We start from the raw sequence: 24,988 nt of genomic DNA, 5'->3' as shown, positions 1-24,988 counted from the left end.
TTGGATTCTGTACCTGAGGTTGGCTGCGCAACAGTGGCAAACCTTTTCATACAAGTGCTTCAGGATGTGCGTAAAGGCACTTTTAACAAGTACTGGCAGCGGGCGTATACGCAACGCTTAAGTCCCCAAATTTGGAGTGACTTCAATGATAAAAATTAAAGGTTGTATCCGTAGAATCATCGCAATCGGTGCTGTGAGCACATGCGCGATCAGCGGTGCTGCTATCGCTGAGGGTGATGCTGTAGCGATAGTCCATCCCGGTGCGCCGGGCCAACCTGTGCGGGAATTAAGTGCGGAAGAAGCGATAAAAATTGCAGTTATTAATTATTCGCCCGATGACGTACGTTTTATGCAGGATATGATCCCGCACCATTTCCAGGCACTGCAAATGGCCAAATTGGTGGGTAAGCGCACCAACAACCCCGAGATTGTCGATCTCGCCGGGCGAATAGATGTATCCCAGAAAGATGAAATCGACTTTATGCAGGGATGGTTGCGTGAGCGGGGTGAATCGGTACCGGAACCCGAGCACCACCACAGCATGCACACAACACACAAAATGGCAGGAATGGCCTCTCCGGAGGATATGAAGAAGTTGGCGGCCGTAAAGGCCAATGATTTCGACAGGCTATTTCTTGAACTGATGATTGCCCACCATAAAGGTGCGGTGACCATGGTAGAAAAACTGCAGAAACGGCCTGGCTCAGCCTACGATCCGGCACTTTTTGAATTTACCTCGGATATCACCAACGATCAGTCAGCTGAGGTCAAGCGGATGAGCAAGCTTCTGGCCGGTTTATCGGAAGATCCTCGAACGGGGCTCGCCGCTGGCTATACCGATGCAGGGGAAGCTATTTTCAACCTGAAACACGAAGGCATATTGCCAAAGCCGCCGGGCTTTTTTGACCCGGACAATATCGTAGGGATCCCGCCAGAAAAGCCCGGTAACGACGAAGAGGCCGAGGCTACGGCAGAAACTGAAGAAAAAGAAAAGTCGGAAGAGGAGGGCAAGGAGTGGGATCGTTGGCCGTTTATGGACTTCGCCAACACTGATATCGCGTTTTTTGACGATGTGATGGTGGCTGGTAGCTATCATGGCTTCAATATTTACCGGCTTCAGGAGAGTGGCCTGCCGAAGCAAATCAGTTCAGTGGTTTGTCCGGGTGGGCAGGGCGATGTTTCGGTTGTTGGCAACTTGCTGATCATGTCGGTTGAACAGACCCGGGGCCGCCTGGATTGCGGATTACAGGGTGTTGTAGAAGATGCCAGTCCAGAACGATTCCGCGGTCTGCGGATTTTTGATATCAGCGATCTCAAACGCCCACTACAAGTTGGTGCCGTGCAGACCTGTCGCGGTTCCCATACTCACTCGGTGGTGTCGGGCCCCGGGAAGGATGGCAAAATCATCGTGTACAACTCCGGTATTTCCTCGGTACGTGAAGAAGAGGAGATGCCTGGATGTATAGGTGATATACCTGGTGACAATCGCACGGCGCTGTTCCGTATTGATGTGATTGAAATCCCGGTCAAAGACCCCTCAAAATCACGTATTGTCAGTAGCCCGACAGTATTTGCCGACCCTGAAACCGGTGCTCTGGCCGGTCTCTGGCGTGGCGGTGATCACGGTGATGAAACCCAGGACACCAACCGTACTGACCAGTGCCATGACATTACGGTTTTTCCTGCGCGCAAACTTGCCGCGGGTGCCTGTTCGGGTAATGGAATCCTGTTCGATATCTCCGATCCACTGAACCCCAAACGTATCGACGTGGTGACCGATAGCGGGTTTGCCTACTGGCATTCCGCGACTTTCAATAACGACGGTAGCAAGGTGATCTTTACCGATGAGTGGGGCGGTGGTGCACGCCCGCGTTGCCGTGCCTATGACCCCTTGGATTGGGGGGCAAATGCCATCTACGACATCAAGGATGGCAAGCTCGAGTTTGCCAGCTATTACAAAATGTCCGCGCCCCAAAGCGAGAAAGAAAACTGTGTGGCACACAATGGTTCCATTGTTCCAGTGCCCGGGCGCGACATTTTTGTCCAGGCCTGGTACCAGGGCGGTATCTCGATGATCGACTTTACCGATTCCTCCAACCCGGTAGAAATCGCCTTTTTTGATCGCGGTCCGATCGATGAAGAGCATCTGGTTCTGGGGGGGTACTGGTCTGTTTACTGGTATAACGGAAAAATATACGGTACCGAAATTTCTCGCGGTATTGATGTCCTGTCGTTGTTGCCCAGTGACTACCTGACGGCCAACGAAATTGGCGCGGCGGAAATTGCTGACCAGAACCAGCTGTTTAACCCGCAGCAGCAATTTCCTGTTACCTGGCCAGACAAGCCGGTGGTAGCGAAGGCTTATCTCGACCAGCTGCAGCGCAGCCGGTCTTTGCCGGAACCGGTGTTGATGGAATTAGCGGATGGCCTGTCCAACTCCGCGTCCTTGCTGGAGGAAAGTGGCAAAGATTCGCAGCTCGCGAACCGATTGATGGTGTTAGCGTCTTCCGCGGAGCTAAAGACGTCGAACGATAAAAAGCGTAGCAAGGCATTGACGGAAACCGTGCAGGGGATCGCCAAGGCGCTAAAGTAAAGTAGTGGGTGCGGGGTAGCGGCGATAATTGCGCTCGTCCCCCGCGCAGTTCAATCTACTGCTGGTGCAACGACTGTGCTGGAATCCAGAAATAAGCCGGATAGGTCCCATGTGTAGCGTATTCGATGTCGACGATGACGCGGGTATCGAACGCTTTCTCGAAGAGTATGGTGTTCACCATCCTCAGCGGATGATCCTGGGACGGCGGCGTAGGCCTACGGCACAAGTCAGTATCGTCACCGCGCGCAATGGCCAGAGGGAAGTTGAAAATGCCACCTGGCACCTCTACTTGCAGAAGCAGGGCAATGAGTGGAAGCCGCACAAAAAATACTGGTCTATAAACAGCAACTGGAAAAAGCTGGGGCAGCGTCCGGAGTACCGCAAGGCGCGCTGCCTGATCCCCGCTACGGCCTGGGTGGAAAGCCAGCATGGCAAGAATCCGGTGGAGTTCAGCTTTGGTGAGCCCTTCTTCTTTTGTGGGTTGTATAAAACCTGGGGGGAAATTCTGAGTTGCGCGATCATCACTCTGGCTGCTCACCCGAAGACGGCGAGGTATCACGAGAAAAGCTTTCCGATGATAGCGCCCAAAGATCAGACGTTTGTGGCCCAGTGGCTGGAGGGCGGCGAAGATACGGAAGCGTTTGAGCCCTACCTACATCCGGAGATCACACTGGGCAGGCAGCCTCTGATGGTTCAGCCGCTGCACAAGGCCATGAGTATGGATTATGCAGGAGATGCGGAGCCAGTGCGGGAGGCTTAGGGGGCAGCTTTGGGGGCGCGCAGCCGCCCCCTGGCCATTTGCATCCCTATGGCTGGGCAGCTGCGTCGATCGGTTTAGAAGCGAGAGAGCTCGTCCCGCAGATCCTTTTCAAGTTCGGTGGGTTCGGTGATCCAAACGCTTTTATCCAGCCCCGGAAATACGCCTACCTCGATGTCATCTTTGTCGAGACCCGGTAGCCACCGGTTCAGGAACTGGGGCAGGGGGATACTTTTGGCGGCAAGGTCACTGTCATCGGCGGCATAGGCTTCGGCAAAGGCGGCGCTGGGCCAGATGGGCAGGTACTCGAATCCGCCCTGGTCCTCTGCATGCAGCTTTAGGAAATGTTCCTCACTGTTGATCAGAATCCACACCTCCCGTTCCTCTCCGGCTAAATCCAGGAAGTACTCGTAGCGCGCTTCACAGTCCAGCGCAAAAATCGCCTGTAGCTCTTCAGTTGTCATAGTCGGCCCTTTGGATAGTTTGGTAATCAGCGCCGGTGGGCGTTGGTACCATTGAATGGCGCTATTCTGAGCCAAAACGGCACGTATGCCCAATGCATTTCGGGGCCAAATAAAGGTTGTCAGCCGGGTAGCAGCGGATACTTGAAATTCTCGAAGCCGTCTGCGGCATATACGGTAGTACCGTTAATACAGCTGGCTTCATCGCTGGCGAGAAATGCGATCACATTGGCGATCTCGTCCGGCTGGGTAAATTCACTGCGCATCTGTTCCCGCTGGATGTGATCCCAGAGGCCGAGTGACTTGTACTGGTGGAGCATGGGGGTGTCGACCCGACCGGGGGCTACGGCGCAGACGCGAATTTTGTGCGGGCCAAACTCCAGTGCCGCGCACTTGGTCATCATATCCACGGCGGCCTTACTGACGTTGTAGGTAAAGGTGAGCTCAGATGCCATCGCACCATATACCGATGATGTGTTGATGATCACGCCGCCGTGTCCGCGGGCTTTCATGGCTCTGCCTGCGGCGAGAATACCGTGGTAGACGCCTTTCTGGTTGACGGCCGTTATAACGTCAAAATCTTTAATGGGATCGTGCTCCAGCAGGGCTTTGGGAGCGCCGATGCCGGCGTTGTTGATCACGATATCGACCTGCCCGTAGTGATCAATAGCCTTGTCAATGGCTGCCGCGACTTGATCATATTGTGTAACGTCGACGGTCATGGTGATGAGTTCGTCGCCGTATTCTGCCTGGAGTTTATCCAGGTGCCTCTGGGACAGATCTACAGCAACAACGCGTGCGCCCTCCGTTATAAGTTTTTTAATAATACATTTTCCGATCCCACCACAGGCGCCCGTTGCCACCGCCACTTTTCCGTATAAACGCATGGTTTTCTCCACTGGTTGCACTGCTATTCAAGATAGGTGGTGAGTGGGAAAAACTGAGCAACCGGGTGCCATTTCAGCTGGGCAGGCGCACTGCTACAGGTGTTGGGCTACGTAATCGGGAATATCAAATTGTTTCCCCGTGGATGAAAAATGCGCATCCAGACTGTAGGCCATGATTTCCAAGGGGGATTCATCGTAACCGAATTGTTGGATTTCCTGGATGTAGCGGGTGATAAATCCAGCCGCGCCCAGGCTCTGCCATTGCGCGACGTGTACCAGCTCATGAAAATGGAGACGCAGGATGTCCTCTGAGCCGCGCAAAACATAGTAGGTATTTTTGTAGGTAATACCGCGGGCATCCAGTTCCATAAACCTGCCGAGCCCAAGCTGTTGTAACTCTGGGAAATCAGGCTTGGGAATACTGTCGACGATGACGAACTGCGCATTCCGCAGGAAAGATGGTGAATAAAAACCAGAAAATATATCGACAAAACACGCGCAGGATATGCTGGTGTTTTCATTCATTAAGTTGACTTCATCGATCCAGTTTTCTATCCGGTCAATCATTTGAATCCTCCATGAACCTTTCGGTATATATCCTTGGGCGCTTTCCCGTAGTCAAGCGCTAGCTCTTGCATGAGTCGCGAACGCTATTTAATTTCCGATTTTGCCTGATGAGCAAGCGGCTGTCACAGGGCCATTCCTGGCCGTGGCATGAAACACTGGGGATAGTGGTAGACTACCAGTAGTAACGTTTTTACGCTTTCTGGCCATTGGGCCGCCAGATAGAGATCTGGGTCAATAGATACTGGAAGAAAAATACTATGGGCTATTTTGTTGGTGCCTACGCAACTGCCCCGGTTACCGAGTCCTGGGAACCTGCGATCCAGGCGGAATATATGAATGGGCTCAAGGCCATGCCGAATGTACGTGGCCTGGAGCACCCGTTTACCGGCAAACTGCATGCGGAGGATGAGGAGTGGTTTCTGGCCAATATCGACCCGCAATGGGATTTTGTGTTTACCGGTATGCCCGGCGTTATGCAGCGGCTGGGTGAAAATGCAAACTTTGGGCTTGCGTCCTCTGTAGAGGAGGGAAGGCAGGCTGCGTTGGCATTCTATGAGCAGGCCCGACAGGCGATACTCAAACTCAACCGCCACCTCGGTCGGCAGGCCGTCAAAGCACTGTTGATTCATGCCGCGCCAAGGATGACGGATGGCGATACACCGGAAGCTGGTCCGCTCACGGAGTCGCTGGACACCCTGAGTTCCTGGGATTGGGATGGGGCCACACTGGTACTTGAGCACTGCGATGCCAAAGTGGTCGGGCAGGCTGCAGATAAAGGCTTTATGCCGCTAGCAACAGAAATAGAGGCGGTGACTGCGGCGAACCGGGGTGCGAATGATCCTGTGGGTATGTGTGTTAACTGGGGGCGCTCGGCGCTGGAAGCGAGAGATGTGGCTGGCCCGGTGGCCCACCTTGAGGCGATACGCGCGGCTGGACTCCTGCGCGGGCTGATGTTTTCCGGTGTATCTGGCCAGGAAAGTCCTTACGGCGTATGGCGTGATACGCATATGCCACCGGCACAAGCGTTCGGAATTCCTGCATACGAGCCCTGTTCGCTTTTGACCGAAACGGAGTTTCGACGCTGTCTGACGGTTGCGGAACCCGGTCGTCTCGACCTGTTGGGTGTAAAGATCTCGGTGAGGCCAGAAGGCCTGACGGTCACTCAGCGACTAGCCTATATTGCTGGTGCGCTGCACGTATTGGACGAACTAACTAAATAGCGCAGATAAATGCAGGGCCAACGCGTGCTGGATGCGCGTTGGCTGTGTGGGCCTTCATAAAGTCCTGGGGTTTTAGTGGCCCCATATATCCTGATAGATCCACCTGAGTCCCTTCGCTAGCCCCACTGGAAAGGTTGAGAAGTGGTCTGTACCAGAGACAATTTCGTCGCCGATTCGAATATTCTTGTAATTGCGTGCGCGCAATCGCGCTACAAATCGCTGATGGTCATCCACCAAGTTTTCTCTCGTACTATTTTCGGGGGTTTCCAAGGCGCCCGTTGCGATGAAAAGATTGACATTCAGTGAGTTGTGCTGCTTCGCGTACTTTTCTTCAAACTCGAAAATAACGTCGTCTTTATACCAAAGTGAAGGGCTGGTCAGGATATAGCTGGAGAACAATTGTGGCTTGGTTAGCAGCACCCAGGCTCCAAACGAGCCGCCCAAAGACTGACCAGAGAGAATCCTTTTCTCAGGATCGGCACGGTAGTTTTTTTCGATAAAAGGAATTACTTCCTCTTCAATAAATTCAAGGTAATCCGGTGCACCACCGGTTGTAAACTTGACCCAGCTTTTATCGGTCACCGGTGTGAGATCCCGAACTCGACTGGCCTGTCCGTTCTCCCCCTGAGCAAAAGAAATCCCTACGACTATTGCCTTGTCCATACTTCTGTAGTGGGTAACTCCAGCGGCTACCTTGAAGGTATAGGGCCCGTCATTTAAATATAGAACGGGGTAGGAATTTTCCTGGTTTTCCTCGTCGGTGTAACCGAAGGGAAGCTTGATATACAGCTCATATTTTCGATTGAGCACCTCGGAGTTGATCGAGAAAACATCGCTTTTATAAATGGTGAATACTTCAGCAGTCTTTGTTGGAGCTTCACTGGCAGTGGAGTTCAGCGCTACGAGAAAGCTGAAAATAAAAGCGATAGATTTGGTCATGATGCTATGTATCGTTATCCGTTGATGCAGGGTCCAGACGGCTTCTTGATGTAGCTGGTACGCGAGACGAGTATAGCGGGTTTTGTGCTGAGTAGTACTCTGTGGCAAGCATGGTATAGATTGCGTGGTCTACATACGTGGAGTTAAGCCACTCGCATTGCCGCAGAGTTGCTTCATAGGTAAACCCCAGCCTTTCGGGTATGGCGCGGCTCTTTAGATTGTTGGAAGCGCAGCTGATCTGAATTTTATTCAGTGAAAACTCTTCAAATCCAATTGTGATAAGTTTTTTAACCGCTTGAGAGGCAATACCTTTGCCCGTAAACGCTTTCGAAAGCCAATACGAAATTGTGCCTATTTTGTTATTTTTATCCAGGCTACGGAAGGCGATAAGACCGCAAATTTCTTCATCACATTTAATAGTGAAATAAGGTGGTTTAAGCTGAGTGTATCTGAATAACTCCGCCTCAATAAATAGCCTTATGTCTTCTGCTGAATTGATAGACTCCACACATTGGATCCAGCCTACTAAATATTCTCTGTTATCTTCAATTATTTCGTATAACTCTTGAGCGTGTCCGTGCTCAAGGTGCTCCAATACAATCTCAGGCATCACCTATAATCCATTATTTTTGATGCTATATGGCTGTGTAACTGATATTTATATCTATTTACATCCTTGTTACCGAATATATATAAACATTTCCTGAAATTTGGACAATAGCCCTTTCTCGCCAATTTTGTTGTGCGCAAGCTGTATCTTGTACTGGCGATTGAACCCAAGCGATTCAATAGGTATGTGGTGGACATGATGCTTGAGGCTGGCGGGCCACCTGCTAGGAGACAATGCCCGTATATTCGGTTTCTGGAATCAGTGCCAATAGATCTGTTACGCCGATATCCTCGCCGGCTTGTGAGAGCAGGGTGGATACCTGGCCTCGGTGGTGTGTCTGGTGGTTGAAGAAGTGGAGAATCAGCGCGGAGGTCACTCTTTGGGCTGTTATACCTTTCGTATTTCTATAGCTTATTACGCAGTTGAGGTCGGCTTCCGTCAAGCAGGAAGCCCAGTCGATAATTTTTTGGTCCAGCCATTTTCGGTGGTTATATAGTGGCGCAAGTTCAGGAAACAGCGTCTGATCAAGGGCGGCAGGTGTGGGGAGCATGGTGACGTCACTCAGTACTTCGGAGCTGGCTGGGTGCTGGGCAAAACGTTTAAGCCAGATAGTATCCCCGACCACAATATGATTCAGCGTGTTGAGAATCGAACCGAAAAAGGCTCCCGTTTCTTGACGTAGGGTGTCATCGCCCAGTCTGCCTGCGGCCGTATAAATTTTCTCATTCATCCACTGGTTGTAGGCGGCCAATAGCTCGAAGTGCTGTTTCAGGTCCATCGCAAAATTCTCCCTGGTGTTGTACTCATACGGTCACTTCGGCACGGGCTGTGAGCACGCAGCTGACCGGGCAATTATTCTTTAGTTACATGATCAAAAATTGCACGCAGGCCAAAGCGGTAGCTATCGGGGCTGTTTGCGGCGTGTGTGCCGGCTTTGGTTGTATTGAAGGCAATTTTCCACGGGGTGCTCTCCTGCTGCAGCCAATGATCCCGCCAGGCAGCAGCGTCGGCGCGCAATCCCGGAATGTCATGAGTTCCACTGGTGACAACCAGGGTCAGATCATCGCGCGTTGCTGGTGCGGGTGTAGCGAAGAACTGTTCGCGCCCGGGATTCAGGGTAGGGTTGCTGGCGACAAGTCCCCGGAAGAGGTCTGGTTTCTGCATGGCAGTATACAGAACCATGTAGCCACCGCGGCTTTGCCCGAAAAGAACACGCTGTAATGGATCCGCCCGATACCGCTTCTCTACGCGGGGAATCAGCTCTTGTTCTAAAAATGCGAGAAAATTCGCTGCGCCGCCACGCTCCAGGTTGTCTTCGCCCGATGAAGTGGAGAAATCAAAACTTCTGCGGTTGATCTCCGGCTTGAAACCGCCATAGGCGATGCCCACCACAATGGCTTCTGGCAATTTGTCGTCGTATGTGAGGAACAGGTGGTTTGCAGCCAGAATGGGGAAGAGGGAGTCTCCATCCAGAAGATAGATTACCGGATAGTTCTGGGGCGAAGAAGCGTCGTAACCTTCTGGGTAGCGCACATAGATGTGGTATGGACGGCCGACGATTTCCGACTCCAGCCTGAAGTAATCACCGCGCAGTGCCGGGAGGTAGTCCAGCGGAGTGTATTCTGAATCCGTAGGTAACTGCCTATCGGGTGTGCAGGCCAGGGTAAACGTAGCCAGGGCTATGAGGAGTGAGAGAAGAATTCGTTGCTTTTTCATGCAATCTATCCGATCAGTGTTGTGCTTTCTCTCGCCGTGGTCACCAGAAACCGAGACTTTGGTTGTTTCTTCGTCTGCACTGCTCAGCCCCAGTTGCGGGATGACGTGTGCCGGGAGACCTCGATAATGGGGAGATTTAAGGTGTCATTCTAACGGTTTAAGTTTCGGATTTTGTATCCCTGATCTAACGGGACTTATTTTTACTGGGTTGGATGTATACCGCCTTTTTAATTCTGTCAGCTCTAAATTGGTCCGGCCGTACCAGGTTTGCGGCCGTTAAATATTTTCAGTGGGACGTTTATTTGACGAGTAGTACCCGTGTTTCTTATCTGGTCGAGGAAATCTGTGCGCACTTTTCATTGCCGTTTTAAGACGTCGTTCTGATCTTTGGATAAATGTGCAGAGAATTAGTGATCGCTGGCGCTGCAATCTACTGATCGCGTTGACAGCGCTATCATACGAATCCTATTGTTGGACCCGTCAGTCAAAAGCTGACATTTTTGTTCTCAAAAGGAACTTCAGTTATTGCTTCAGGAGCAAGCATTCTTTTCTTGCTGACAGCGGTAACTGATGTGAAAAATAATATCGGAGAATACTCGTGGCCGATTATAAATCCAATAAAAATAGATCCCTCCCGGAATTGATAATTTCGATCAAAAAATTTCCGCCCGAAAATATTGTTTTCAATGTGGCTCAGTTTTTTGAGACTGGGTGACTGTTTGGGAAATGCATGCGTACTGATTGTACGGCTATTTATTGTCTGTTTTTGATTTTTAATTGAAGCTTTGAATTCGGCGGCGGTTCGGTAATTCAGGTTGTGGTATTACCGGATTGTTTCAGGATTCCCTGGTTTTTTTAAGAGTCATACCAGAGGCAAAAGGTTTCGGTAGCGCCAATCCTCACTTGTCGCGTGCTTCTGTAAAGAATTCAATTCGTTGCAATAAACGAGCAGGCTTGAACGTTCACATATGTTTTGTCTGTTTTAGCAGCGAAGATATTTTCCTTGATAAATGTTAATCCTTGATCGTAGTTCTACGTATCGAGAAGGGATTCGTGTATTTGGAAAATGTCATTCCTGGATCTCCTGTGCGTATACCACGATATAGCGATGGGGATGTTGTAAATGCAGTAATCACGAGCGGTTTAATAATGATATGCACCGTTTCAAATAAATATAACGATGGATGGAGAATGTAAGTATGAAGCGCAAAGAAAATATTCTATTTTCTCTTTTGATGATAGGTAGTATCCCATTTGCTACGAACGCGTTGGCTGCAGAAATTTTAGCTGCGCAACCGGGCAAAGCGATCCCGGATCAGTATATTGTGGTACTTAAGGATGAGGCGCGGTTGAGCACCCTGAGTACTGCCCAGTTCGTATCATCTGAGACCAGCCGGCTGGCGTCGAATGTAGGTGCTCCGGTATTGCACCGGTACGATAAGGCAATTCTCGGCTTTTCGGTAAAAGCGACGGCGGCTCAGATCCAGCAGTTGGCAAAAGACAGCTCGGTTGCCTATATCGAACAGGACCAGGTGATGTATACCTCCGCTACCCAGTCGCCGGCGACCTGGGGTCTGGATCGGATTGATCAGCGCGAGGGCTCGCTTGATAACGCGTATAGCTACGACGTTACCGGAAACAATGTACACGCCTATATCATTGATACCGGTATTCTCAGCTCCCATACGGAATTTTCCGGGCGCATGGGCAATGGCTATTCGGGCATCAATGATGGGCGCGGAACTGAAGACTGTAATGGTCACGGTACCCATGTGGCCGGGACTGTCGGCGGTACTACCTGGGGAGTGGCCAAAGGTGTCACTCTCCATCCAGTTCGGGTGTTCGGCTGCACCGGTGAGACCAGCACATCGATTATTGTGGACGCGATAAACTGGGTAGCTGGGAATCACGTCAAACCCGCTGTGGCGAATATGAGCCTCGGAGGTGGCGTATCCACAACTCTTGACTCCGCCGTACGCAGCGCCGTTAACCAAGGCGTTACCGTGGTGGTTGCTGCCGGTAATGACAATGCCAATGCCTGTAATTACTCGCCCGCACGTGAAAGCACCGCGATCACTCTGGCCGCCTCGGCATCGGATGATTCCCGCTCAAGTTTCTCCAACTGGGGATCTTGTGTGGATATTTTTGGCCCGGGGTCGAGCATCACCTCTGCCTGGTGGACCGGCAGCAGCGCCACCAACACAATCAGCGGAACGTCCATGGCTTCACCCCATGGAGCCGGTGTAGCGGCGCTGTTGCTTGAAGAGGACCCGGGTGCATCGCCATCCACCATCGCCAGCCGCATGATCAGTATGTCCACCACCGGCCAAATAACCGGTGCTAATGGATCTCCAAACCGCTTGCTGTTTACCGACCCCAGCGGTGATGGCGGCTCGTCCAGTAGTAGCGGTGGCTCCTCTGGTAGCAGCGGTGGCTCTTCGAGCAGCAGTTCTGGCAGTTCCTCCGGCGGTGGTTCCTGCAGTGCGCCTCAGTATGTGGCCGGTACCAGCTACAGTGCGGGCCAGGAAGTACAGAATGCGGGCAACGAATACAGTTGTGACGTAGCTGGATGGTGTTCTTCTGCAGCAGCCTGGGCCTACGCGCCGGGTACAGGCCAATACTGGGCGACCGCATGGAGCCATGTTCGCAGCTGTGATGGCAGCAGTTCTTCCGGCGGTAGTTCTTCCGGCGGCTCCACAAGTTCCGGTGGTTCCAGCAGCTCATCGGGCGGGTCGTCCAGTAGCAGTTCCGGTGGCGGCTCCTGCCCGAGTCTTCCGGTTTGGGATGCGAGCAGTGTCTACACTGGTGGCGACGAGGTGCAGTACGACGGTGTACGTTACCAGGCGAAATGGTGGACCCAGGGTGATAATCCTTCCACCAATAACGGCGGCACCGGTTCTGGTAAACCCTGGACCTCGCTTGGAGCCTGCAACTAGAGGTTCCGTGTTGTTACGTTTGCCTCCCTATACATGGTGAGGTTTACGCAACCTGAGGCGGCCCCACAGCGGTGGGGCCGCTTCAAATCCGCAGAGAGTCTTCCTACCTCAGTACATACTGTAATGGTCATAATGGGAGGGCGATCTTTCCAAAGTGCAAGTTTGCGTGACCAGGACAAAACGTAGCATCGTCTCGTCACTATCTACCTCACACTATCCTTCTCCCTCTATCCATTTCTCGCAGGTATCAAACCATAATATCGGCGTAGCCTGCTCTTTTGGCTAAAAATACGGAAGCTACCCTGATCTCGTGAATAAACTATACGGGAGGAGGGCAAGAGCAAACTGGCTTTAATTACCAGAGGCAATCGTTGGCGGCAGAGCCTTTTACTGTGCGTTCGGGCCCGCTATATACCGGGGTTTAATACGCGCCTGGGAGAGTGGGGCGGATTTCGTGTAGCATTAATTTGCACTATTGAATTCCCGGTGCGAATCGCTAAGTTATAACCTCGAGTTCAAATACCTCCTGAAATCGGCAAGTCAGTACTATGGAACAAATCATCGCGAATCCGATGGCCCTGTTGGTAATGGTGGGGATCGTGTCGATTGCCTGTCAGTATCTGGCGTTTATGCTCAAACTACCGGCGATCCTGCCACTGTTGCTGGCTGGACTGCTGCTAGGGCCGATGACCGGTGTGCTTGATCCTGACGCGCTGTTTGGCGATCTGCTTTTTCCGCTCGTATCACTGGCGGTTGCGATTATCCTGTTTGAAGGAGCGCTGACGCTTAAGTTCTCGGATATTGCCGGGCACGGCACCATGGTACGTAACCTGTGCTCCATCGGCGCGCTGGTGACCTGGCTGATCGCCACACCTGCCGCGCATTTTGCGCTCGGTATGCCAATGCATCTGGCCGCCTTGTTTGGGGCCATCGTCACGGTTACCGGGCCGACGGTTATCGTGCCCATGTTGCGTTCGGTACGCCCCAACAGTCGTATTTCCAACATCCTGCGCTGGGAGGGGATTGTTATTGACCCAATCGGTGCACTGCTTGCGGTGCTGGTGTTTGAGTACATTGTCGTTTCGCACGGTGCCCTTGAACATGCATTGGTAACCTTCCTGAAGGTACTGGCGATCGGCTTTGGGATCGGGTCGTTGATGGGGTATTTTCTCGGCACGCTGCTCAGGAAAAACTGGGTACCACACTACCTGCGCAATACCGCCGTACTGACTCTGATGCTCGGCGCCTTCGCCGCCTCCAACCTGATGACGCATGAATCCGGCCTGCTGACGGTCACCGTGATGGGGATCTGGATGGCCAATATGAAAGACCTGGATCTCGACGATATTCTCGAGTTCAAGGAAACCCTCAGCGTACTGCTGATTTCGGCATTGTTTATCCTGCTGGCCGCGCGCCTGGAGTTCTCTACCATTGCGCAGTTGGGATGGGGAGCGCTGTTAGTGTTGGTCGCTATCATGTTCGTCGCTCGGCCAATCTCCGTGTTCCTGTCGTCCCCCGGGTCTGGTTTAAACTGGCGCGAACTGGCCATGCTGAGCTGGATTGCTCCGCGGGGTATTGTAGCGGCGGCCGTTTCCGCACTATTTGCTCTGAAGCTGGAATCCATCGGGTTGGCTAAATCTGAGCTGCTGGTACCGATGGTGTTTCTGGTAATTATCGGCACCGTCGTGTTTCAGAGTCTGACCTCCAAAGCTGTCGCCAAGCTGCTGGGTGTCCGCGCACCTTACCCGAATGGTTACCTGATTTTCGGCGGTGGCAAGTTTGCGCGGATGCTGGCGAAAGATCTGATGGACAAGGACATCCCGGTCAGGATTGCCGATACTAACTGGGATGCGATCCGCGAGGCACGTATGGAAAACATTCCCACATACTACGGCAATCCAATCTCCGAACATGCCAGCTTGACTATGGATTTATCCAACGTCGGTAAGGTACTGGTACTTTCCCCCTACAAGCAGCTCAACCCGCTGGTGACGTATCACTTTGAGCACCTGCTTGGCAAAGGCACAGTGCTCGGACTGAGCCAGGGAACACCGGAGGGTAGGGCCAGCCACCGGGTATCGGAAGAGTATGCCAAGAGGCTGGAACTGTTTTCAGAAAGTGCGAGCTATAGCCGTCTCGCCAGCCTGGTGGCGAAGGGCGCAACGATCAGGACCACAGGGATTACGGAAAGCTTCACTGCAGAGGATTACAAGGAAAAGTATGGAAACCGTGCCACCCGGCTCTACGCAGTAGACCCGAATGGCAAGATCCAAATCTACACGACTTCACATGAACTGGCGCTCAAGGAGGATTGGCAGATTGTCAGCCTGATTGCACCGGAAGAAACCGTGGAGCGGGCCGAAGTTACTGCATAGCGAGCAGGTCGTGGGATTTCGGCAGACCAGCATGGCAGTGATGCGATTGTAGCTGGTCTATCAATACTCTTTAGATGATAGCCGCCAGGGAGGGGGCTTTCTTGGCGATTTTGACCGCGATTTCACCAAGCTCTTCCAGTCTTTGTTTCAGTGTTGCCTGGGCCAGGTTGACCCTGGACGCTTCTTTTACCACCGTGATCAATTGATCATAGGTTTCCATATCGGTACCGTCCGGAGTGATGCTGTCTATATCCGCTCTCGAAAGTCCCATGAGTTCGTTTAATTGTTCCTTGTATTGACCCTCGAATGCCGCCCTGTTTTCCAGCATCTTCTCTTTTAGCTTGCGTTTGAATTCTTCAATATCCATCAGGTTTTCCTGTTTTTATTTTGGTTGATCTATGGATTGAGGTCTCAGGATGTCATTAAAAATCGAGATTATCCTTTCCAGGTCATCCTCTCCCGATTTTGCTTTTTCGATTAGCTGACCTATTGTATCTGAGGCTCCGGAAAGTTCACTGCCAACTTCGGTTCTCAAATCCTTAAGGTCAACCTTTTCTAAAATCTGATTTTGAGTATCGTGAACTTTTACAACGGAAGCCAGGTGTCCGGTCACGATGGAGTTGGCGTAATGGATCTGCTCATAGGACTGGTTGATGCTGGCGAGCATCGCCGCGTGCTGATCCTGTATAGGTTTCAATTTCAGCTTCCTGTAGCTTTCAACTTCTTCCTGGGTAATCTGGAGGAAAGCCTCGATTTTTGCCAGCGAATCCCTCTGCGTTACGCCGCTTGTGTCGGGTTTGCTTGCTGAATCAATAGCCGTAAGCAACTCGGATTTCCAAAAGTCATCCGCCAGAGTCTGCTGGATTTGATATGGCAGGTAAACCGTATCAATGAATTTGTTAATGTCGCTGATGAGTTCCGAATAATAAAGGTCTACCAGTGCAACGTGAGACTTCTTCATTTCCGCAATATCTCTGCCAACGGTAGCAGAGAGCTCTACAGCTTCTTTAGGTACCTGGGCGCAGCCCCCAAGTATGGCAGCCAGGAAAAGTGGCGCTATGACTCTAAAACCCATTGGGATCCCCTTATTAAATTTTTATGTAGATCTATTCACATCATAAGTGATTTGAAATGGCTGGACCTGTACTTATTATATTGTTCACTCAGAACGCGGCTACAAATCCACCCGGGAGCGAGGTGAGGGCAATGGTCAGCAGGTCGAGCTCTTCAGTGATTCCGGGAGTCCTTCCGCCGAAGCTGACGCTGCGGAATTTGCGGATGAAACCGCCAGAGTTTAGGTAAATGAGCGGACCGCCAGCACCGGATACCACACAATCGCTGCGTAGAAAACGGGGGCTCCAATAGCGATCACGGCGAGGGAGAGGCTGGCATGTGAAAGGTAGTGTCCTTCCCTGAAGGCAAAGTGCTCACTCAGAATTTCTGCGACTTCACCACAGAATCGCAGAAACCCAGCGACTTTTTCTCTAACGATGATGATTGACTGCTTCAAGTAGAGCAGCAAGAACCCGACGGCAAACTCTGCACCGGCCAGCTCCGCGAGCATTAGCGTCTCAAGTGCGAACGGCGCAATCGCTATGAGAATGGCCCAGAAAATGATCAGTTTTATCTGGGTTTTGGTGAGCGTTATTTTCATAATCTTCCAATGACTACTTATTTACTGTCCGTACACAAGAAGGCTGAGGCTCAGTGTAACAGGCGGATTGCAGGCATCGTTAGCGCCAGAATGACCAATAAGCTGAGAGTCGGCATTGCCGTCATGTCATTAGTGTCATTACTGCAGCGTCAACTCCCCTTGTGTAAGTGATCGTTTTTTGAACTTTCAAATAGCCGGTGAACCCCTTTTCTTTGCTGCCCGTCACAGTTTTCGATAAGCTCTCAGCTCGATGAATTTTGCGCCAACAGGAACTGTATCGATGGACTTCACCGGCTATCTCCGAGTACTCGCCAAGAATGATGGCTCAGACCTCTACCTGAGTACCGGTGCGCCTCCCTGCGCCAAATTCCAGGGTGTGTTGAAGCCCCTGAGTAAGGAACCTTTGGCCCCTGGCGAGATTGAGAAAATCGCCACGGAGATCATGGATGAGGAGCAGCAGGAGGAATTCAAGCGCGAGCTGGAGATGAACCTGGCGATGACCATCCCCAATGTGGGCCGCTTCCGTATCAATATCTTCTGGCAGCGCAATCAGGTTTCCATCGTTGCACGAAATATCGTCACCGAGATCCCCAAGTTTGACGACCTGAAGTTGCCGCCGATCCTCAAGGATGTGGTCATGGCCAAGCGCGGCCTGGTCCTGTTTGTGGGGGGTACTGGTTCCGGTAAATCCACTTCGCTGGCGGCACTGATAGACCATCGCAACACCAACAGTGGTGGCCATATCATCACCATCGAGGACCCGGTGGAGTATGTGCATCGCCACAAGAAAAGCGTAATCAACCAGCGTGAGGTGGGGGTGGATACCCGCAGCTTCCACGCCGCACTGAAAAACACTCTGCGCCAGGCGCCGGATGTAATTCTGATCGGCGAGATCCGTGATCGCGAGACCATGGAGCACGCCATCGCCTTTGCTGAAACCGGTCACCTGGCAATCTCCACCCTGCATGCCAACAACGCCAACCAGGCCCTCGACCGTATCGTGAACTTCTTCCCTGAAGAGCGCCGCCCTCAGCTGTTGATGTCACTGTCGCAGAATATCCGCGCGTTCGTTTCGCAGCGTCTGGTGCCCACGGTGGATGGCAAGCGTTGTGCGGCAGTGGAGATCCTGCTGGGTACCCAGACCATCAACGAGCTGATCCTCAAGGGGGAATTCCACTCCATCAAGGAAATGATGGAGAAGTCGGAAAATATCGGCATGCAGACGTTTGACGGGGCGCTGTTCAAGCTCTACGTGGAAGGCCGTATCAGCCACGACGAAGCGATCAAGAATGCAGACTCTGCCAACAACCTGCGCCTGCGTATCAAACTGTATGAAGAGGGCAACAAGCCCAAGGTGGTAGCGGCGGAGACCGATAATAAGGACAGCAGTGTTGCGAAAGCAGCGGCTGGTTTTGAATTGTCCCTGGAGTCCATCGAGGACGAAGAGGAAGAGTTGATTTACTGATACTCCAGCATGATCTCGTTCCTGCGCAGAAAGGGCAGGGTCCAGGGTGGGTTGTAGCGCGCCAGCTCCGGCGCGCCGATGGCCTTCAGGCCTTTTTCCCCGAGCCATGCCTGTAGCGCCGCGGTCTTTTGTGCGACCTTATTGGCGCCCGCAAGCCCGGAAAATCGGATGACCGCATAGCGGGTTACTGGGATCTGGTGAAGAGTCACCGCGGCGTTATTGGGGCGGGGTAGGGTTTCCATGGTGTAGCTACTGGGCATAGCGAAAGTAACACGCCAGTGACCGTCGCTCTCCTGCATACTGACCGGGGCCGTCATGCGGATTGTTTCCGAGTGGGGCGCCATGCCCACCGGCGCGGTCATCTGGATCTTCTGGCTGCCGCCGGTGCCCGTGGTGTTGTTGCCGAAGATGTAATTAGCCAGCAGGCGAAAGCCCCTGCTCGAGGCTTCGTCCATGGAACCGCTCACCACCACTTCCGCGACAATCCTGGGCTGATAGATACGCAGCTCAAAGGGGGCTTCCTGTTCCGTCACGATGTACGCAGGTTCTTCAATTGCCATCGCATATCCCGCCATTATTACCAGAAAAAGTGCCAGAAAAAGTGCCAGAAAACATCTCAGAATACATCTCAGAATACATCGAGCCATTCGGTCATTTAACCTGTTAGATACTGCGCGGTCCCTCCGGGACAATACCCGTGGGATTGAGCGCTTTAATCGAATAGTAGCCCGCTTTGATATGGTCCAGCTCTACCGTTTCTCTCACGCCTTTAAGACCGAGGATTCGCTGTAAATAACGGTGCAGGTTCGGCATTTCCCTCAGAGTATTGCGATTGCATTTGAACAGGCTGTAATAAGCCGCATCAAACCGCACCAGGGTGACGAACAGGCGAATGTCTGATTCGGTCAGCGTATCCCCGAACAGAAATGCTCGGCCATCACCGAACCGGGATTCCATCTCGTCCAGTGCTGCAAATACACGGGCATAGGCCTCGGCGTAGGCGAATTGTGAGGTGGCGAAGCCGGCCTGGTACACCCCATTGTTCAGGTTGTCGTACAGGTAGCTGTTTAGTGCATCGATGTCCGCTGCCAGTTCTGCTGGATACAGGTCGGGTCTGTCGATGTCCTGACCAGCGACAAGGTGCGTGAAGGCGCTGTTGAACATCCGCACAATATCGGCAGACTCGTTGTTGACGATGGTTGCTGTCTGCTTGTCCCAAAGCACCGGAACCGTTGCGCGGCCGGTGAAATCAGGGGCCGCCCGAGTGTAGAGTTCGTGCATATAACGTGCGCCGTTTACTGCATCGTCGTCACTGCCGCTAAAACCGCCGAATGCCCAGCCCTGCTCGGTGAGCACCGGATTTACTACCGAGACACTGACTACATCCGTCAGCCCCTTCAGTTGACGCGCCATCAATGCACGGCTGGCCCAGGGACAGATATACGCGACGTACAGATGGTAGCGGCCGGCTTCCGCCCTGAATCCACCCCGCCCGCTCACACCGGCTGATCCGTCCACGGTCACCCAGTTGCGGAAGGAGGACGTCTGCCGGATAAAACGGCCGTCGTCATCCGCCTGCTGTACCGGTTGCCAGTGTTCTTTCCAGATGCCATTTACCAACATGCGTTCACCACTTCTCGATGTGAATTCGCCCCCAACAAGGGGGCGAAAGACGAATTGCTGTCGTTAGACCGCCCGGCCCGTAGAGAGCAGGGCATTGCGGTCATTACCATCTGCGACCATGCCGCTCAGGGCATTGTCAGCGGCGAAGGTTCCGCCACCCTGGATGGTCAGCGCCAGTGTCGCGCCGAACAGCGCCAGCGCGTATTCATAACCGTTGTTGGTGAGGAAGAACCCATTGCTGATATGGGCGCTGAAGATGGCCACCAGCATGGTAGTGGCGCTCACCGCGGCGGCGGGGCGAGTCAGCAAGCCCAGCACCAGCGCGAGCCCACTAAAGAACTCCGCGCTTCCCGCCAGCAGGGCCATCTGGTATCCGGGGGTAAGGCCAATGCTCGCCATCCACTGACCGGTACCTTCCAGCCCGTAGCCGCCAAACCAGCCAAACAGCTTCTGGGCGCCGTGGGCCGCGAGGATGATGCCCACCGGCACACGCAGTGCCAGTGCGCCCAGGCCAGCGTTAGAGTTCAAAACCTTGTTGATCAATTGTGTATTCATAACCGTTCTCCGAGTTGTTGGGGGGGGCGTGGTGTAACAACCTCACCAGCTTGGGATGCAGTCTAATAACAACGTTAACACCTATAAATGGCCATATTGTTGGTCTACTATCAACAAAATATTGGGAATAGAGGTGGGAGCAACCCATGGATCGGATAACCGCTTTGAACGCCTTTGTGACGGTCGCCGACGAAGGCGGCTTTAAGAAGGCTGCAGACAAGCTGGAGTTATCGAACCAGCTGGTGAGCAAATACGTGGCGCAACTGGAGGAGCACCTCAAGGTGCGCCTGTTCAATCGCACCACGCGGCGTGTGCACCTGACGCAAGAGGGCGAACAGTGCTACCAGTTTGCCCGTCAGATTCTGGAGAGCCTGACGGACATGGAGAGCCAGCTGGGACAGATGCAGAGCGAAGCCCAGGGGCTGCTGCGCATCACCGCTCCGGTCACTTTTGCCACGCGGCACCTGGCACCGCTGATCAGCGACTTTAAAAAAAACCACCCGGCAGTGGGCATTGAACTGCAACTCAATGACCGCAAAGTGGATGTGGTGGAAGAAGGCTTTGATGTGGCGCTGCGTATCGGCAATCTGAAAAGCTCCTCACTAATTGCCAGACGGTTGGCACCGATACGGCTGGTCGTGTGTGCATCGCCGGAGTACCTGAAGCGGGAGGGTGTACCCGGAACACCGGAGGATCTGAAACCCGAACACTACCTGCGCTACAGCTATATGGAGTCAAACCCGGGCGAGTCCCGTCTGATGCGCGCGCTGAAAAGAAGCAAGCCGGCAGGTGCGGCAGGCATCGCATGTAATAACGGCGAAATCCTGATGCAGGCTGCCATTAACGGGCAGGGGTATGTATTGCAGCCGACCTTCATTGCCGGCGAAGCCATCAAGGCGGGCAAGCTGAAAGTCATTCTGTCCGAGTTTGAGCCAGAACAGCTGGCGCTCTACGCCGTGTACCCGCACAGAAAGTTATTGGCCACCAAGCTCAGGGTGTTTATTGATTTTATCGGCAGCTATTTTGGTGATCCGCCTTACTGGGATGCGTTTGACTGATCGTGTTTATCGCAAAAATCTTATCCAACGCCACAACCTGAGCACATCCAGTAACGCGCCGGCGACATAGGTCAATGCGCACGCCTTTAACACGCTGTGTGCTGAACCCAAAAGATGTTCCGGAAGGTAGCCCTCCCGGAGGATCGGCAGGGCCTTATTGAAGCTGGCGTCATACTCTTCCGGCAGTATCGCCACGTACATCAGCGTGGAAGCGAGCATGGTAACGACCGCGATTACGCCTACCCACAACAGAATCACCGGTGTCTTTACCGCTAGGGTGAGAATGGAGGCGAACGCGAGTATCCCCGCGCCAATGCGCCTGATCCGATGGGCCCGTGTCAGGTACTTGTCTCTCAGCCTGGAGATAGGTTCCTCCCTGCAGAACTGTATCGCATGGCCGACTTCGTGCGCGGCCACGGCCACCGCCGTTACCGACTTGCCGTGGTAGATCTCCGGGCTCAGGGCCACGATTTTCTCGGACGGTGAGTAGTAGTTTTCCCCCCGGTTTGCCTTGATGACCTTAACCCCCTCAAGTTTGTGCCTGTCGATCAGGTGCTCGGCGAGTTCCGCGCCAGAGCCGGGCATGTCGTCGATTTCGGTGGAGTGTCGCCAGAGTACAAACCGTACCCACAATTGGGGGCCAATAACGAGTGCGGCTACCGCCAGTGTGATTAGTAAATAAGGCATTTTGCGGTGTCGAGGTTGGCGATTGGATGGTCGGTTTAGTCTAACGGCTATCGGGGAATGGGGCGACTTTCCCCGGATTCCAGGCGGCATTTTGCGTGTTGGAGAACGGAGTTCTGGATAAACGTGCAACTTTTTGGTTGCATGTTTGGTTGCAGAGTGATTCACTGGAATCGTCCTCAATTCAATAAGACAGGGAGAGCACAATGCAGGATGTCATAAGGCGCGAGATCACGATCAGTGCGCCAATAGAGCGGGTCTATGAAGCGATCGCCAATCCGGAGTTGGTGGTCAAATGGTTTCCGGAAACCCTCGAAGGCCTCTATGAGGTGGGGCAGCAGCCGGTGTTCGGGTTTGGCGAGGACTGCACCAGTCAGGTGTATATCGTCGCGGCACAGCCCCACACTTACTTTGCGTATCGCTGGGTGCCCGGCAGCAAACACTTTATGGGCGACGTGCTGAGCGTAGCCAATACCCTGGTGGAGTTTACCCTCGAAGAGGCTGGCGACGGGCGTTGCAAGGTCACGCTGACCGAATCCGGATTTGCCGCATTGCCGGTAGACGTGATGGAAACCTCCTTTCAGGAAAACGGCCTAGGCTGGGATTTTATGCTGGGCCGATTCGGCAACTATTTTGAAGGGCAGTAAATGGTCGAAGCAGAAATCTACCGCGCACTGGGCGACCCCACACGCCTGACCATTGTCAGGAGACTGGCTGCGGGTGCGCCCGCCACTATCGGTGAGCTGTCGAAAAACCTGGGTATTTCACGGCAGGGGGCGCGCAAGCAATTGCAGGTACTGGTATCCGCCAATGTGGTGCACCTGGTGCCGAAGGGGCGGGAAACACAAGTGGTGCTGGACCCGGCCACGCTACAGCAGGCGCGGGAGTTTATTTCCGGTCTGGAATTCCAGTGGGATCAGCGCCTGGAGGCGTTGAAGGCGTTTGTCGAGGGTGACAGTGAGGCTTGACTCCCAATCTATACCGGGACGAATGGAATAATTGCCGTATCTTAAATTGGTTGTGCAGCCTGACCTTGATTGTATCTCTCTAAAAAGCCACATTCCGAACGAACTCAATTGATAATATCTTTCGCGGAATCAGAAACGATTCTCACCGCTTCATTTTCCTCAAGCCCGAACCCGCACAGTATGAGAGCAAATGCTCGGGTTGCCAGGTCGATAGCCTCGTTCGCGGATAGTTTTTTTCGATGATTCTGATGATGGTGCAATGAGTCAGGAGGAGGCAGATCGTGCGATGTCGCTACTGCAAAACGGCACTTATGTGAAAGTAGCCGCAGATCATGTGGTGAATCTGGATGATCCCGAGGAGTTTCTTCGGATTTTGTTGGGCTTTTTCCTGCCCGCCGAAGGGTGATTTCCTGATATCTGGATATTGGCTGAAGCGGGATAAGCCGGGCCTTGGATGTTGAGCAAGGCCTCGGTGAACACTCGTCGATCAGCTACTTCAGGGACTGGCGCTGTTGCCGCTGGCCCCATTAATCCGATTACTTATTGCTGGCCTGGATGATCAGCAATTCAATATAACCGGAGCGCATGCAGCAGGGCACCGGTAACGTAGGTCAGGGCGCAGGCGTTGGTGCGTTTCTTTCCTGCTCTGCCTGGAGAATATTCAGGCTTCCCCATTCGCTTTAACAATAATTTCGCTCACCAGATCCGCAGTAAACAGCGATTTGGACAAGTACTGCCGGCTGCCGGATTTGGCCACCAGAATCAGCCCCAAATCGGTTTCAATCACGCGCTCGATATCCGACCACAACAACGTTGTTTGCGTATCGGCGTTCTGGGTCTGGATACCATCTTCATCAATGGTTAATGTCACTTCGGTACCGGCACCTTTCCCCCACAACTGCCGGGTTAACCACCAGGCGCGCCGGAATCGGATATGCAGCAGTTCCAGAATCGCCAGAGCGATCAACGTGAAACTGGCGAGTTTAGGTTGCGCGGTGAACAGCAGTAACCCTGTACCCGAGGCAAAAAGTACAATCGGGAACAGATAATTAGGCTTGGCACTTTTCCCATAAGGTAAGGACTGGTCGAAACACTCGGAAAGATATTCTCGGGATAATGTAAATTGGGTAGTAAACGGTTGCACGGGAGCCACTTGCTGTTTTTGATTGTTTGTCGGGCCTGAGGTTATACCTTCTCCCATTGATTATCGATAGAGCCTATTGGGACCGCTCAAACTCTGACGGGCTGCCCGTCCGGGTTCGGCCGCTCAAATGCCGAACGGCCAGGTTTCCGGCGGCTCCTGCTTGTCCCAGCCTTCAGTGCGATCGAGGGGTTCCAGTGCGGTGGTCTCATCGAGGTGAAGTGCCACATCGAATTGGTCGCGGATATCTACGTAAAAGTAGTGACTCAGGCGGGGTCGACCTTGTCGAGATAGGTCACCACGGCATCGGCGGAGCGGTACATGCTGTACAGATCCATGCCGTAGATACCGGTCTGCTGCGCTCTGGCCCTTTGGGTATTCCAGTTCTGTAACCATTTGATAAATGATTCCATCACCGTGTTGCGCCACATCCACAGTGGAAAGCGCTCGAAATCCCCGAGTGCTTCGCGCGCGCTGGCGTCTCCATCGAGCCCGCGCACAAAGCGGTTGATGCGATAGACATCGGGCCAGTCGCCTTCGATGATTACGGCATCGATCCCCTGTTCCTGAATCAGGCGCCGGGTAATCTCGGCGCGGGCCGCATAAAAGTCATGGGTGCCGTGGCTCGCCTCACCCAGCAGGATGAACTGGCGATTGGCGGCCTTGGCCAGCAGCGCATCGTAGTCGCCGGAATGCCCGTTCAACGGCAGGGCGTGGCGCTGCACAGAGGCCAGCGATGAGCGGGCGTCGGCCATAAGCGTTCCCCTTTCCTGTCGGGC

26 protein-coding genes are annotated in these 24,988 nt (G+C 53.1%); 10 read left to right on the top strand and 16 right to left on the bottom strand.

Going from position 1 to position 24,988, the window contains the following annotated elements:
- Positions 1-145 precede the first annotated feature (145 nt).
- Together LC093_RS12205 and LC093_RS12200 are read left to right on the top strand one after the other, a co-directional pair.
- A complete protein-coding gene (locus LC093_RS12205; RefSeq protein WP_226665074.1) occupies positions 146-2,593 on the top strand; it encodes a DUF305 domain-containing protein in 2,448 nt (815 codons plus the stop codon).
- 109 nt (positions 2,594-2,702) lie between these two features.
- Positions 2,703-3,353: an SOS response-associated peptidase family protein gene (locus LC093_RS12200; RefSeq protein ID WP_226665073.1), complete on the top strand. Its 651-nt coding sequence runs from the start codon at positions 2,703-2,705 to the stop codon at positions 3,351-3,353.
- A 74-nt stretch (positions 3,354-3,427) separates the two neighbouring features.
- On the opposite strand, the gene LC093_RS12195 is transcribed toward LC093_RS12200, so the two are convergent.
- From LC093_RS12195 to LC093_RS12185, 3 genes are all read right to left on the bottom strand, one after another.
- Positions 3,428-3,814, bottom strand: coding sequence for a DUF2750 domain-containing protein (locus LC093_RS12195; RefSeq protein WP_226665072.1), 387 nt, complete (start codon positions 3,812-3,814; stop codon positions 3,428-3,430).
- 119 nt (positions 3,815-3,933) lie between these two features.
- Entirely contained in the window at positions 3,934-4,698 is a 765-nt protein-coding gene (locus LC093_RS12190; protein WP_226665071.1) for an SDR family NAD(P)-dependent oxidoreductase, read from the bottom strand.
- Between the two features lie 93 nt (positions 4,699-4,791).
- A complete protein-coding gene (locus LC093_RS12185; protein ID WP_226665070.1) occupies positions 4,792-5,223 on the bottom strand; it encodes a hypothetical protein in 432 nt (143 codons plus the stop codon).
- Positions 5,224-5,522: 299 nt separating this feature from the next.
- Here LC093_RS12185 and LC093_RS12180 point away from each other — a divergent pair, with 299 nt between their 5' ends.
- On the top strand, positions 5,523-6,485 hold the full coding sequence (locus LC093_RS12180) for a DUF4862 family protein (RefSeq protein ID WP_226665069.1): 963 nt from the start codon (positions 5,523-5,525) through the stop codon (positions 6,483-6,485).
- Positions 6,486-6,557: 72 nt separating this feature from the next.
- Here the strand turns inward: LC093_RS12180 and LC093_RS12175 are convergent, their stop codons facing one another.
- From LC093_RS12175 to LC093_RS12160, 4 genes are all read right to left on the bottom strand, one after another.
- Complete coding sequence (locus LC093_RS12175; RefSeq protein ID WP_226665068.1) at positions 6,558-7,424, bottom strand: alpha/beta hydrolase; 867 nt, start codon at positions 7,422-7,424, stop codon at positions 6,558-6,560.
- Positions 7,425-7,428: 4 nt separating this feature from the next.
- On the bottom strand, positions 7,429-8,034 hold the full coding sequence (locus LC093_RS12170; protein WP_226665067.1) for a GNAT family N-acetyltransferase: 606 nt from the start codon (positions 8,032-8,034) through the stop codon (positions 7,429-7,431).
- Positions 8,035-8,257: 223 nt separating this feature from the next.
- Positions 8,258-8,812, bottom strand: coding sequence for a DinB family protein (locus LC093_RS12165; RefSeq protein ID WP_226665066.1), 555 nt, complete (start codon positions 8,810-8,812; stop codon positions 8,258-8,260).
- Between the two features lie 74 nt (positions 8,813-8,886).
- Positions 8,887-9,750 (bottom strand): alpha/beta hydrolase, encoded by an 864-nt coding sequence (locus tag LC093_RS12160; RefSeq protein WP_226665065.1) that lies wholly within the window; start codon positions 9,748-9,750, stop codon positions 8,887-8,889.
- Between the two features lie 1,199 nt (positions 9,751-10,949).
- On the opposite strand from LC093_RS12160, the gene LC093_RS12155 reads away from it, so the two are divergent.
- Both LC093_RS12155 and LC093_RS12150 read left to right on the top strand, forming a co-directional pair.
- The gene (locus LC093_RS12155) at positions 10,950-12,686 is read left to right on the top strand and encodes a S8 family serine peptidase (protein ID WP_226665064.1); all 1,737 of its coding nucleotides are present in this window, start codon (positions 10,950-10,952) and stop codon (positions 12,684-12,686) included.
- Positions 12,687-13,234: 548 nt separating this feature from the next.
- A complete protein-coding gene (locus LC093_RS12150) occupies positions 13,235-15,061 on the top strand; it encodes a cation:proton antiporter (protein ID WP_226665063.1) in 1,827 nt (608 codons plus the stop codon).
- Between the two features lie 70 nt (positions 15,062-15,131).
- Here LC093_RS12150 and LC093_RS12145 read toward each other — a convergent pair whose 3' ends face one another.
- From LC093_RS12145 to LC093_RS12135, 3 genes are all read right to left on the bottom strand, one after another.
- The gene (locus LC093_RS12145; RefSeq protein ID WP_226665062.1) at positions 15,132-15,428 is read right to left on the bottom strand and encodes a hypothetical protein; all 297 of its coding nucleotides are present in this window, start codon (positions 15,426-15,428) and stop codon (positions 15,132-15,134) included.
- A gap of 15 nt (positions 15,429-15,443) precedes the next feature.
- Positions 15,444-16,136 (bottom strand): hypothetical protein, encoded by a 693-nt coding sequence (locus LC093_RS12140; protein WP_226665061.1) that lies wholly within the window; start codon positions 16,134-16,136, stop codon positions 15,444-15,446.
- 219 nt (positions 16,137-16,355) lie between these two features.
- Positions 16,356-16,715 (bottom strand): hypothetical protein, encoded by a 360-nt coding sequence (locus LC093_RS12135; RefSeq protein WP_226665060.1) that lies wholly within the window; start codon positions 16,713-16,715, stop codon positions 16,356-16,358.
- Positions 16,716-16,995: 280 nt separating this feature from the next.
- On the opposite strand from LC093_RS12135, the gene LC093_RS12130 reads away from it, so the two are divergent.
- Positions 16,996-18,180, top strand: coding sequence for a PilT/PilU family type 4a pilus ATPase (locus LC093_RS12130; RefSeq protein WP_226665059.1), 1,185 nt, complete (start codon positions 16,996-16,998; stop codon positions 18,178-18,180).
- Here LC093_RS12130 and LC093_RS12125 read toward each other — a convergent pair.
- The 3 genes from LC093_RS12125 to LC093_RS12115 all read right to left on the bottom strand — a co-directional run bounded on the left by LC093_RS12125 (position 18,174) and on the right by LC093_RS12115 (position 20,358).
- Positions 18,174-18,740, bottom strand: a complete 567-nt coding sequence (locus tag LC093_RS12125; protein ID WP_226665058.1) for an SOUL family heme-binding protein — start codon at positions 18,738-18,740, stop codon at positions 18,174-18,176. The two genes, LC093_RS12130 and LC093_RS12125, sit on opposite strands and share 7 nt — an antisense overlap.
- Positions 18,741-18,843: 103 nt before the next feature.
- Positions 18,844-19,803: a glutathione S-transferase family protein gene (locus LC093_RS12120; protein WP_226665057.1), complete on the bottom strand. Its 960-nt coding sequence runs from the start codon at positions 19,801-19,803 to the stop codon at positions 18,844-18,846.
- 63 nt (positions 19,804-19,866) lie between these two features.
- On the bottom strand, positions 19,867-20,358 hold the full coding sequence (locus LC093_RS12115; protein ID WP_226665056.1) for a DoxX family protein: 492 nt from the start codon (positions 20,356-20,358) through the stop codon (positions 19,867-19,869).
- A gap of 146 nt (positions 20,359-20,504) precedes the next feature.
- Here LC093_RS12115 and LC093_RS12110 point away from each other — a divergent pair, with 146 nt between their 5' ends.
- Entirely contained in the window at positions 20,505-21,416 is a 912-nt protein-coding gene (locus LC093_RS12110) for a LysR family transcriptional regulator (RefSeq protein ID WP_226665055.1), read from the top strand.
- Positions 21,417-21,422: 6 nt separating this feature from the next.
- On the opposite strand, the gene LC093_RS12105 is transcribed toward LC093_RS12110, so the two are convergent.
- Positions 21,423-22,103 (bottom strand): zinc metallopeptidase, encoded by a 681-nt coding sequence (locus tag LC093_RS12105; RefSeq protein WP_226665054.1) that lies wholly within the window; start codon positions 22,101-22,103, stop codon positions 21,423-21,425.
- 203 nt (positions 22,104-22,306) lie between these two features.
- On the opposite strand from LC093_RS12105, the gene LC093_RS12100 reads away from it, so the two are divergent.
- The 3 genes from LC093_RS12100 (at position 22,307) to LC093_RS12090 (ending at position 23,474) form a co-directional block, all read left to right on the top strand.
- Positions 22,307-22,747: an SRPBCC domain-containing protein gene (locus tag LC093_RS12100; protein ID WP_226665053.1), complete on the top strand. Its 441-nt coding sequence runs from the start codon at positions 22,307-22,309 to the stop codon at positions 22,745-22,747.
- Positions 22,748-23,068 carry an ArsR/SmtB family transcription factor gene (locus tag LC093_RS12095; RefSeq protein ID WP_226665052.1) on the top strand — a complete coding sequence of 107 codons (321 nt, stop codon included), beginning with the start codon at positions 22,748-22,750 and terminating at the stop codon, positions 23,066-23,068. It begins immediately after the preceding gene.
- A gap of 259 nt (positions 23,069-23,327) precedes the next feature.
- Positions 23,328-23,474: a hypothetical protein gene (locus tag LC093_RS12090; protein ID WP_226665051.1), complete on the top strand. Its 147-nt coding sequence runs from the start codon at positions 23,328-23,330 to the stop codon at positions 23,472-23,474.
- Positions 23,475-23,729: 255 nt separating this feature from the next.
- Here the strand turns inward: LC093_RS12090 and LC093_RS12085 are convergent, their stop codons facing one another.
- Both LC093_RS12085 and LC093_RS12080 read right to left on the bottom strand, forming a co-directional pair.
- Positions 23,730-24,269 (bottom strand): YcxB family protein, encoded by a 540-nt coding sequence (locus tag LC093_RS12085; RefSeq protein WP_226665050.1) that lies wholly within the window; start codon positions 24,267-24,269, stop codon positions 23,730-23,732.
- A 206-nt stretch (positions 24,270-24,475) separates the two neighbouring features.
- Entirely contained in the window at positions 24,476-24,964 is a 489-nt protein-coding gene (locus tag LC093_RS12080) for an erythromycin esterase family protein (RefSeq protein WP_226665049.1), read from the bottom strand.
- Positions 24,965-24,988: the final 24 nt, after the last annotated feature.

Source organism: Microbulbifer aggregans (assembly GCF_020524005.1).
Classification (GTDB): Bacteria; Pseudomonadota; Gammaproteobacteria; order Pseudomonadales; family Cellvibrionaceae; genus Microbulbifer; species Microbulbifer aggregans_A.
The sequence above is the reverse complement of the archived record's forward strand: the minus strand, read 5'-3'. Positions and strand labels throughout refer to the sequence as shown.

What these genes read in the sequence shown, in the direction of transcription:
- LC093_RS12205 (WP_226665074.1), top strand. Translation starts at nt 146, where the DNA reads ATGATAAAAATTAAAGGTTGTATCCGTAGAATCATCGCAATCGGTGCT.
- LC093_RS12200 (WP_226665073.1), top strand. Translation starts at nt 2,703, where the DNA reads ATGTGTAGCGTATTCGATGTCGACGATGACGCGGGTATCGAACGCTTT.
- LC093_RS12195 (WP_226665072.1), bottom strand. Translation starts at nt 3,814, where the DNA reads ATGACAACTGAAGAGCTACAGGCGATTTTTGCGCTGGACTGTGAAGCG.
- LC093_RS12190 (WP_226665071.1), bottom strand. Translation starts at nt 4,698, where the DNA reads ATGCGTTTATACGGAAAAGTGGCGGTGGCAACGGGCGCCTGTGGTGGG.
- LC093_RS12185 (WP_226665070.1), bottom strand. Translation starts at nt 5,223, where the DNA reads ATGAATGAAAACACCAGCATATCCTGCGCGTGTTTTGTCGATATATTT.
- LC093_RS12180 (WP_226665069.1), top strand. Translation starts at nt 5,523, where the DNA reads ATGGGCTATTTTGTTGGTGCCTACGCAACTGCCCCGGTTACCGAGTCC.
- LC093_RS12175 (WP_226665068.1), bottom strand. Translation starts at nt 7,424, where the DNA reads ATGACCAAATCTATCGCTTTTATTTTCAGCTTTCTCGTAGCGCTGAAC.
- LC093_RS12170 (WP_226665067.1), bottom strand. Translation starts at nt 8,034, where the DNA reads ATGCCTGAGATTGTATTGGAGCACCTTGAGCACGGACACGCTCAAGAG.
- LC093_RS12165 (WP_226665066.1), bottom strand. Translation starts at nt 8,812, where the DNA reads ATGGACCTGAAACAGCACTTCGAGCTATTGGCCGCCTACAACCAGTGG.
- LC093_RS12160 (WP_226665065.1), bottom strand. Translation starts at nt 9,750, where the DNA reads ATGAAAAAGCAACGAATTCTTCTCTCACTCCTCATAGCCCTGGCTACG.
- LC093_RS12155 (WP_226665064.1), top strand. Translation starts at nt 10,950, where the DNA reads ATGAAGCGCAAAGAAAATATTCTATTTTCTCTTTTGATGATAGGTAGT.
- LC093_RS12150 (WP_226665063.1), top strand. Translation starts at nt 13,235, where the DNA reads ATGGAACAAATCATCGCGAATCCGATGGCCCTGTTGGTAATGGTGGGG.
- LC093_RS12145 (WP_226665062.1), bottom strand. Translation starts at nt 15,428, where the DNA reads ATGGATATTGAAGAATTCAAACGCAAGCTAAAAGAGAAGATGCTGGAA.
- LC093_RS12140 (WP_226665061.1), bottom strand. Translation starts at nt 16,136, where the DNA reads ATGGGTTTTAGAGTCATAGCGCCACTTTTCCTGGCTGCCATACTTGGG.
- LC093_RS12135 (WP_226665060.1), bottom strand. Translation starts at nt 16,715, where the DNA reads ATGAAAATAACGCTCACCAAAACCCAGATAAAACTGATCATTTTCTGG.
- LC093_RS12130 (WP_226665059.1), top strand. Translation starts at nt 16,996, where the DNA reads ATGGACTTCACCGGCTATCTCCGAGTACTCGCCAAGAATGATGGCTCA.
- LC093_RS12125 (WP_226665058.1), bottom strand. Translation starts at nt 18,740, where the DNA reads ATGGCAATTGAAGAACCTGCGTACATCGTGACGGAACAGGAAGCCCCC.
- LC093_RS12120 (WP_226665057.1), bottom strand. Translation starts at nt 19,803, where the DNA reads ATGTTGGTAAATGGCATCTGGAAAGAACACTGGCAACCGGTACAGCAG.
- LC093_RS12115 (WP_226665056.1), bottom strand. Translation starts at nt 20,358, where the DNA reads ATGAATACACAATTGATCAACAAGGTTTTGAACTCTAACGCTGGCCTG.
- LC093_RS12110 (WP_226665055.1), top strand. Translation starts at nt 20,505, where the DNA reads ATGGATCGGATAACCGCTTTGAACGCCTTTGTGACGGTCGCCGACGAA.
- LC093_RS12105 (WP_226665054.1), bottom strand. Translation starts at nt 22,103, where the DNA reads ATGCCTTATTTACTAATCACACTGGCGGTAGCCGCACTCGTTATTGGC.
- LC093_RS12100 (WP_226665053.1), top strand. Translation starts at nt 22,307, where the DNA reads ATGCAGGATGTCATAAGGCGCGAGATCACGATCAGTGCGCCAATAGAG.
- LC093_RS12095 (WP_226665052.1), top strand. Translation starts at nt 22,748, where the DNA reads ATGGTCGAAGCAGAAATCTACCGCGCACTGGGCGACCCCACACGCCTG.
- LC093_RS12090 (WP_226665051.1), top strand. Translation starts at nt 23,328, where the DNA reads ATGAGTCAGGAGGAGGCAGATCGTGCGATGTCGCTACTGCAAAACGGC.
- LC093_RS12085 (WP_226665050.1), bottom strand. Translation starts at nt 24,269, where the DNA reads ATGGGAGAAGGTATAACCTCAGGCCCGACAAACAATCAAAAACAGCAA.
- LC093_RS12080 (WP_226665049.1), bottom strand. Translation starts at nt 24,964, where the DNA reads ATGGCCGACGCCCGCTCATCGCTGGCCTCTGTGCAGCGCCACGCCCTG.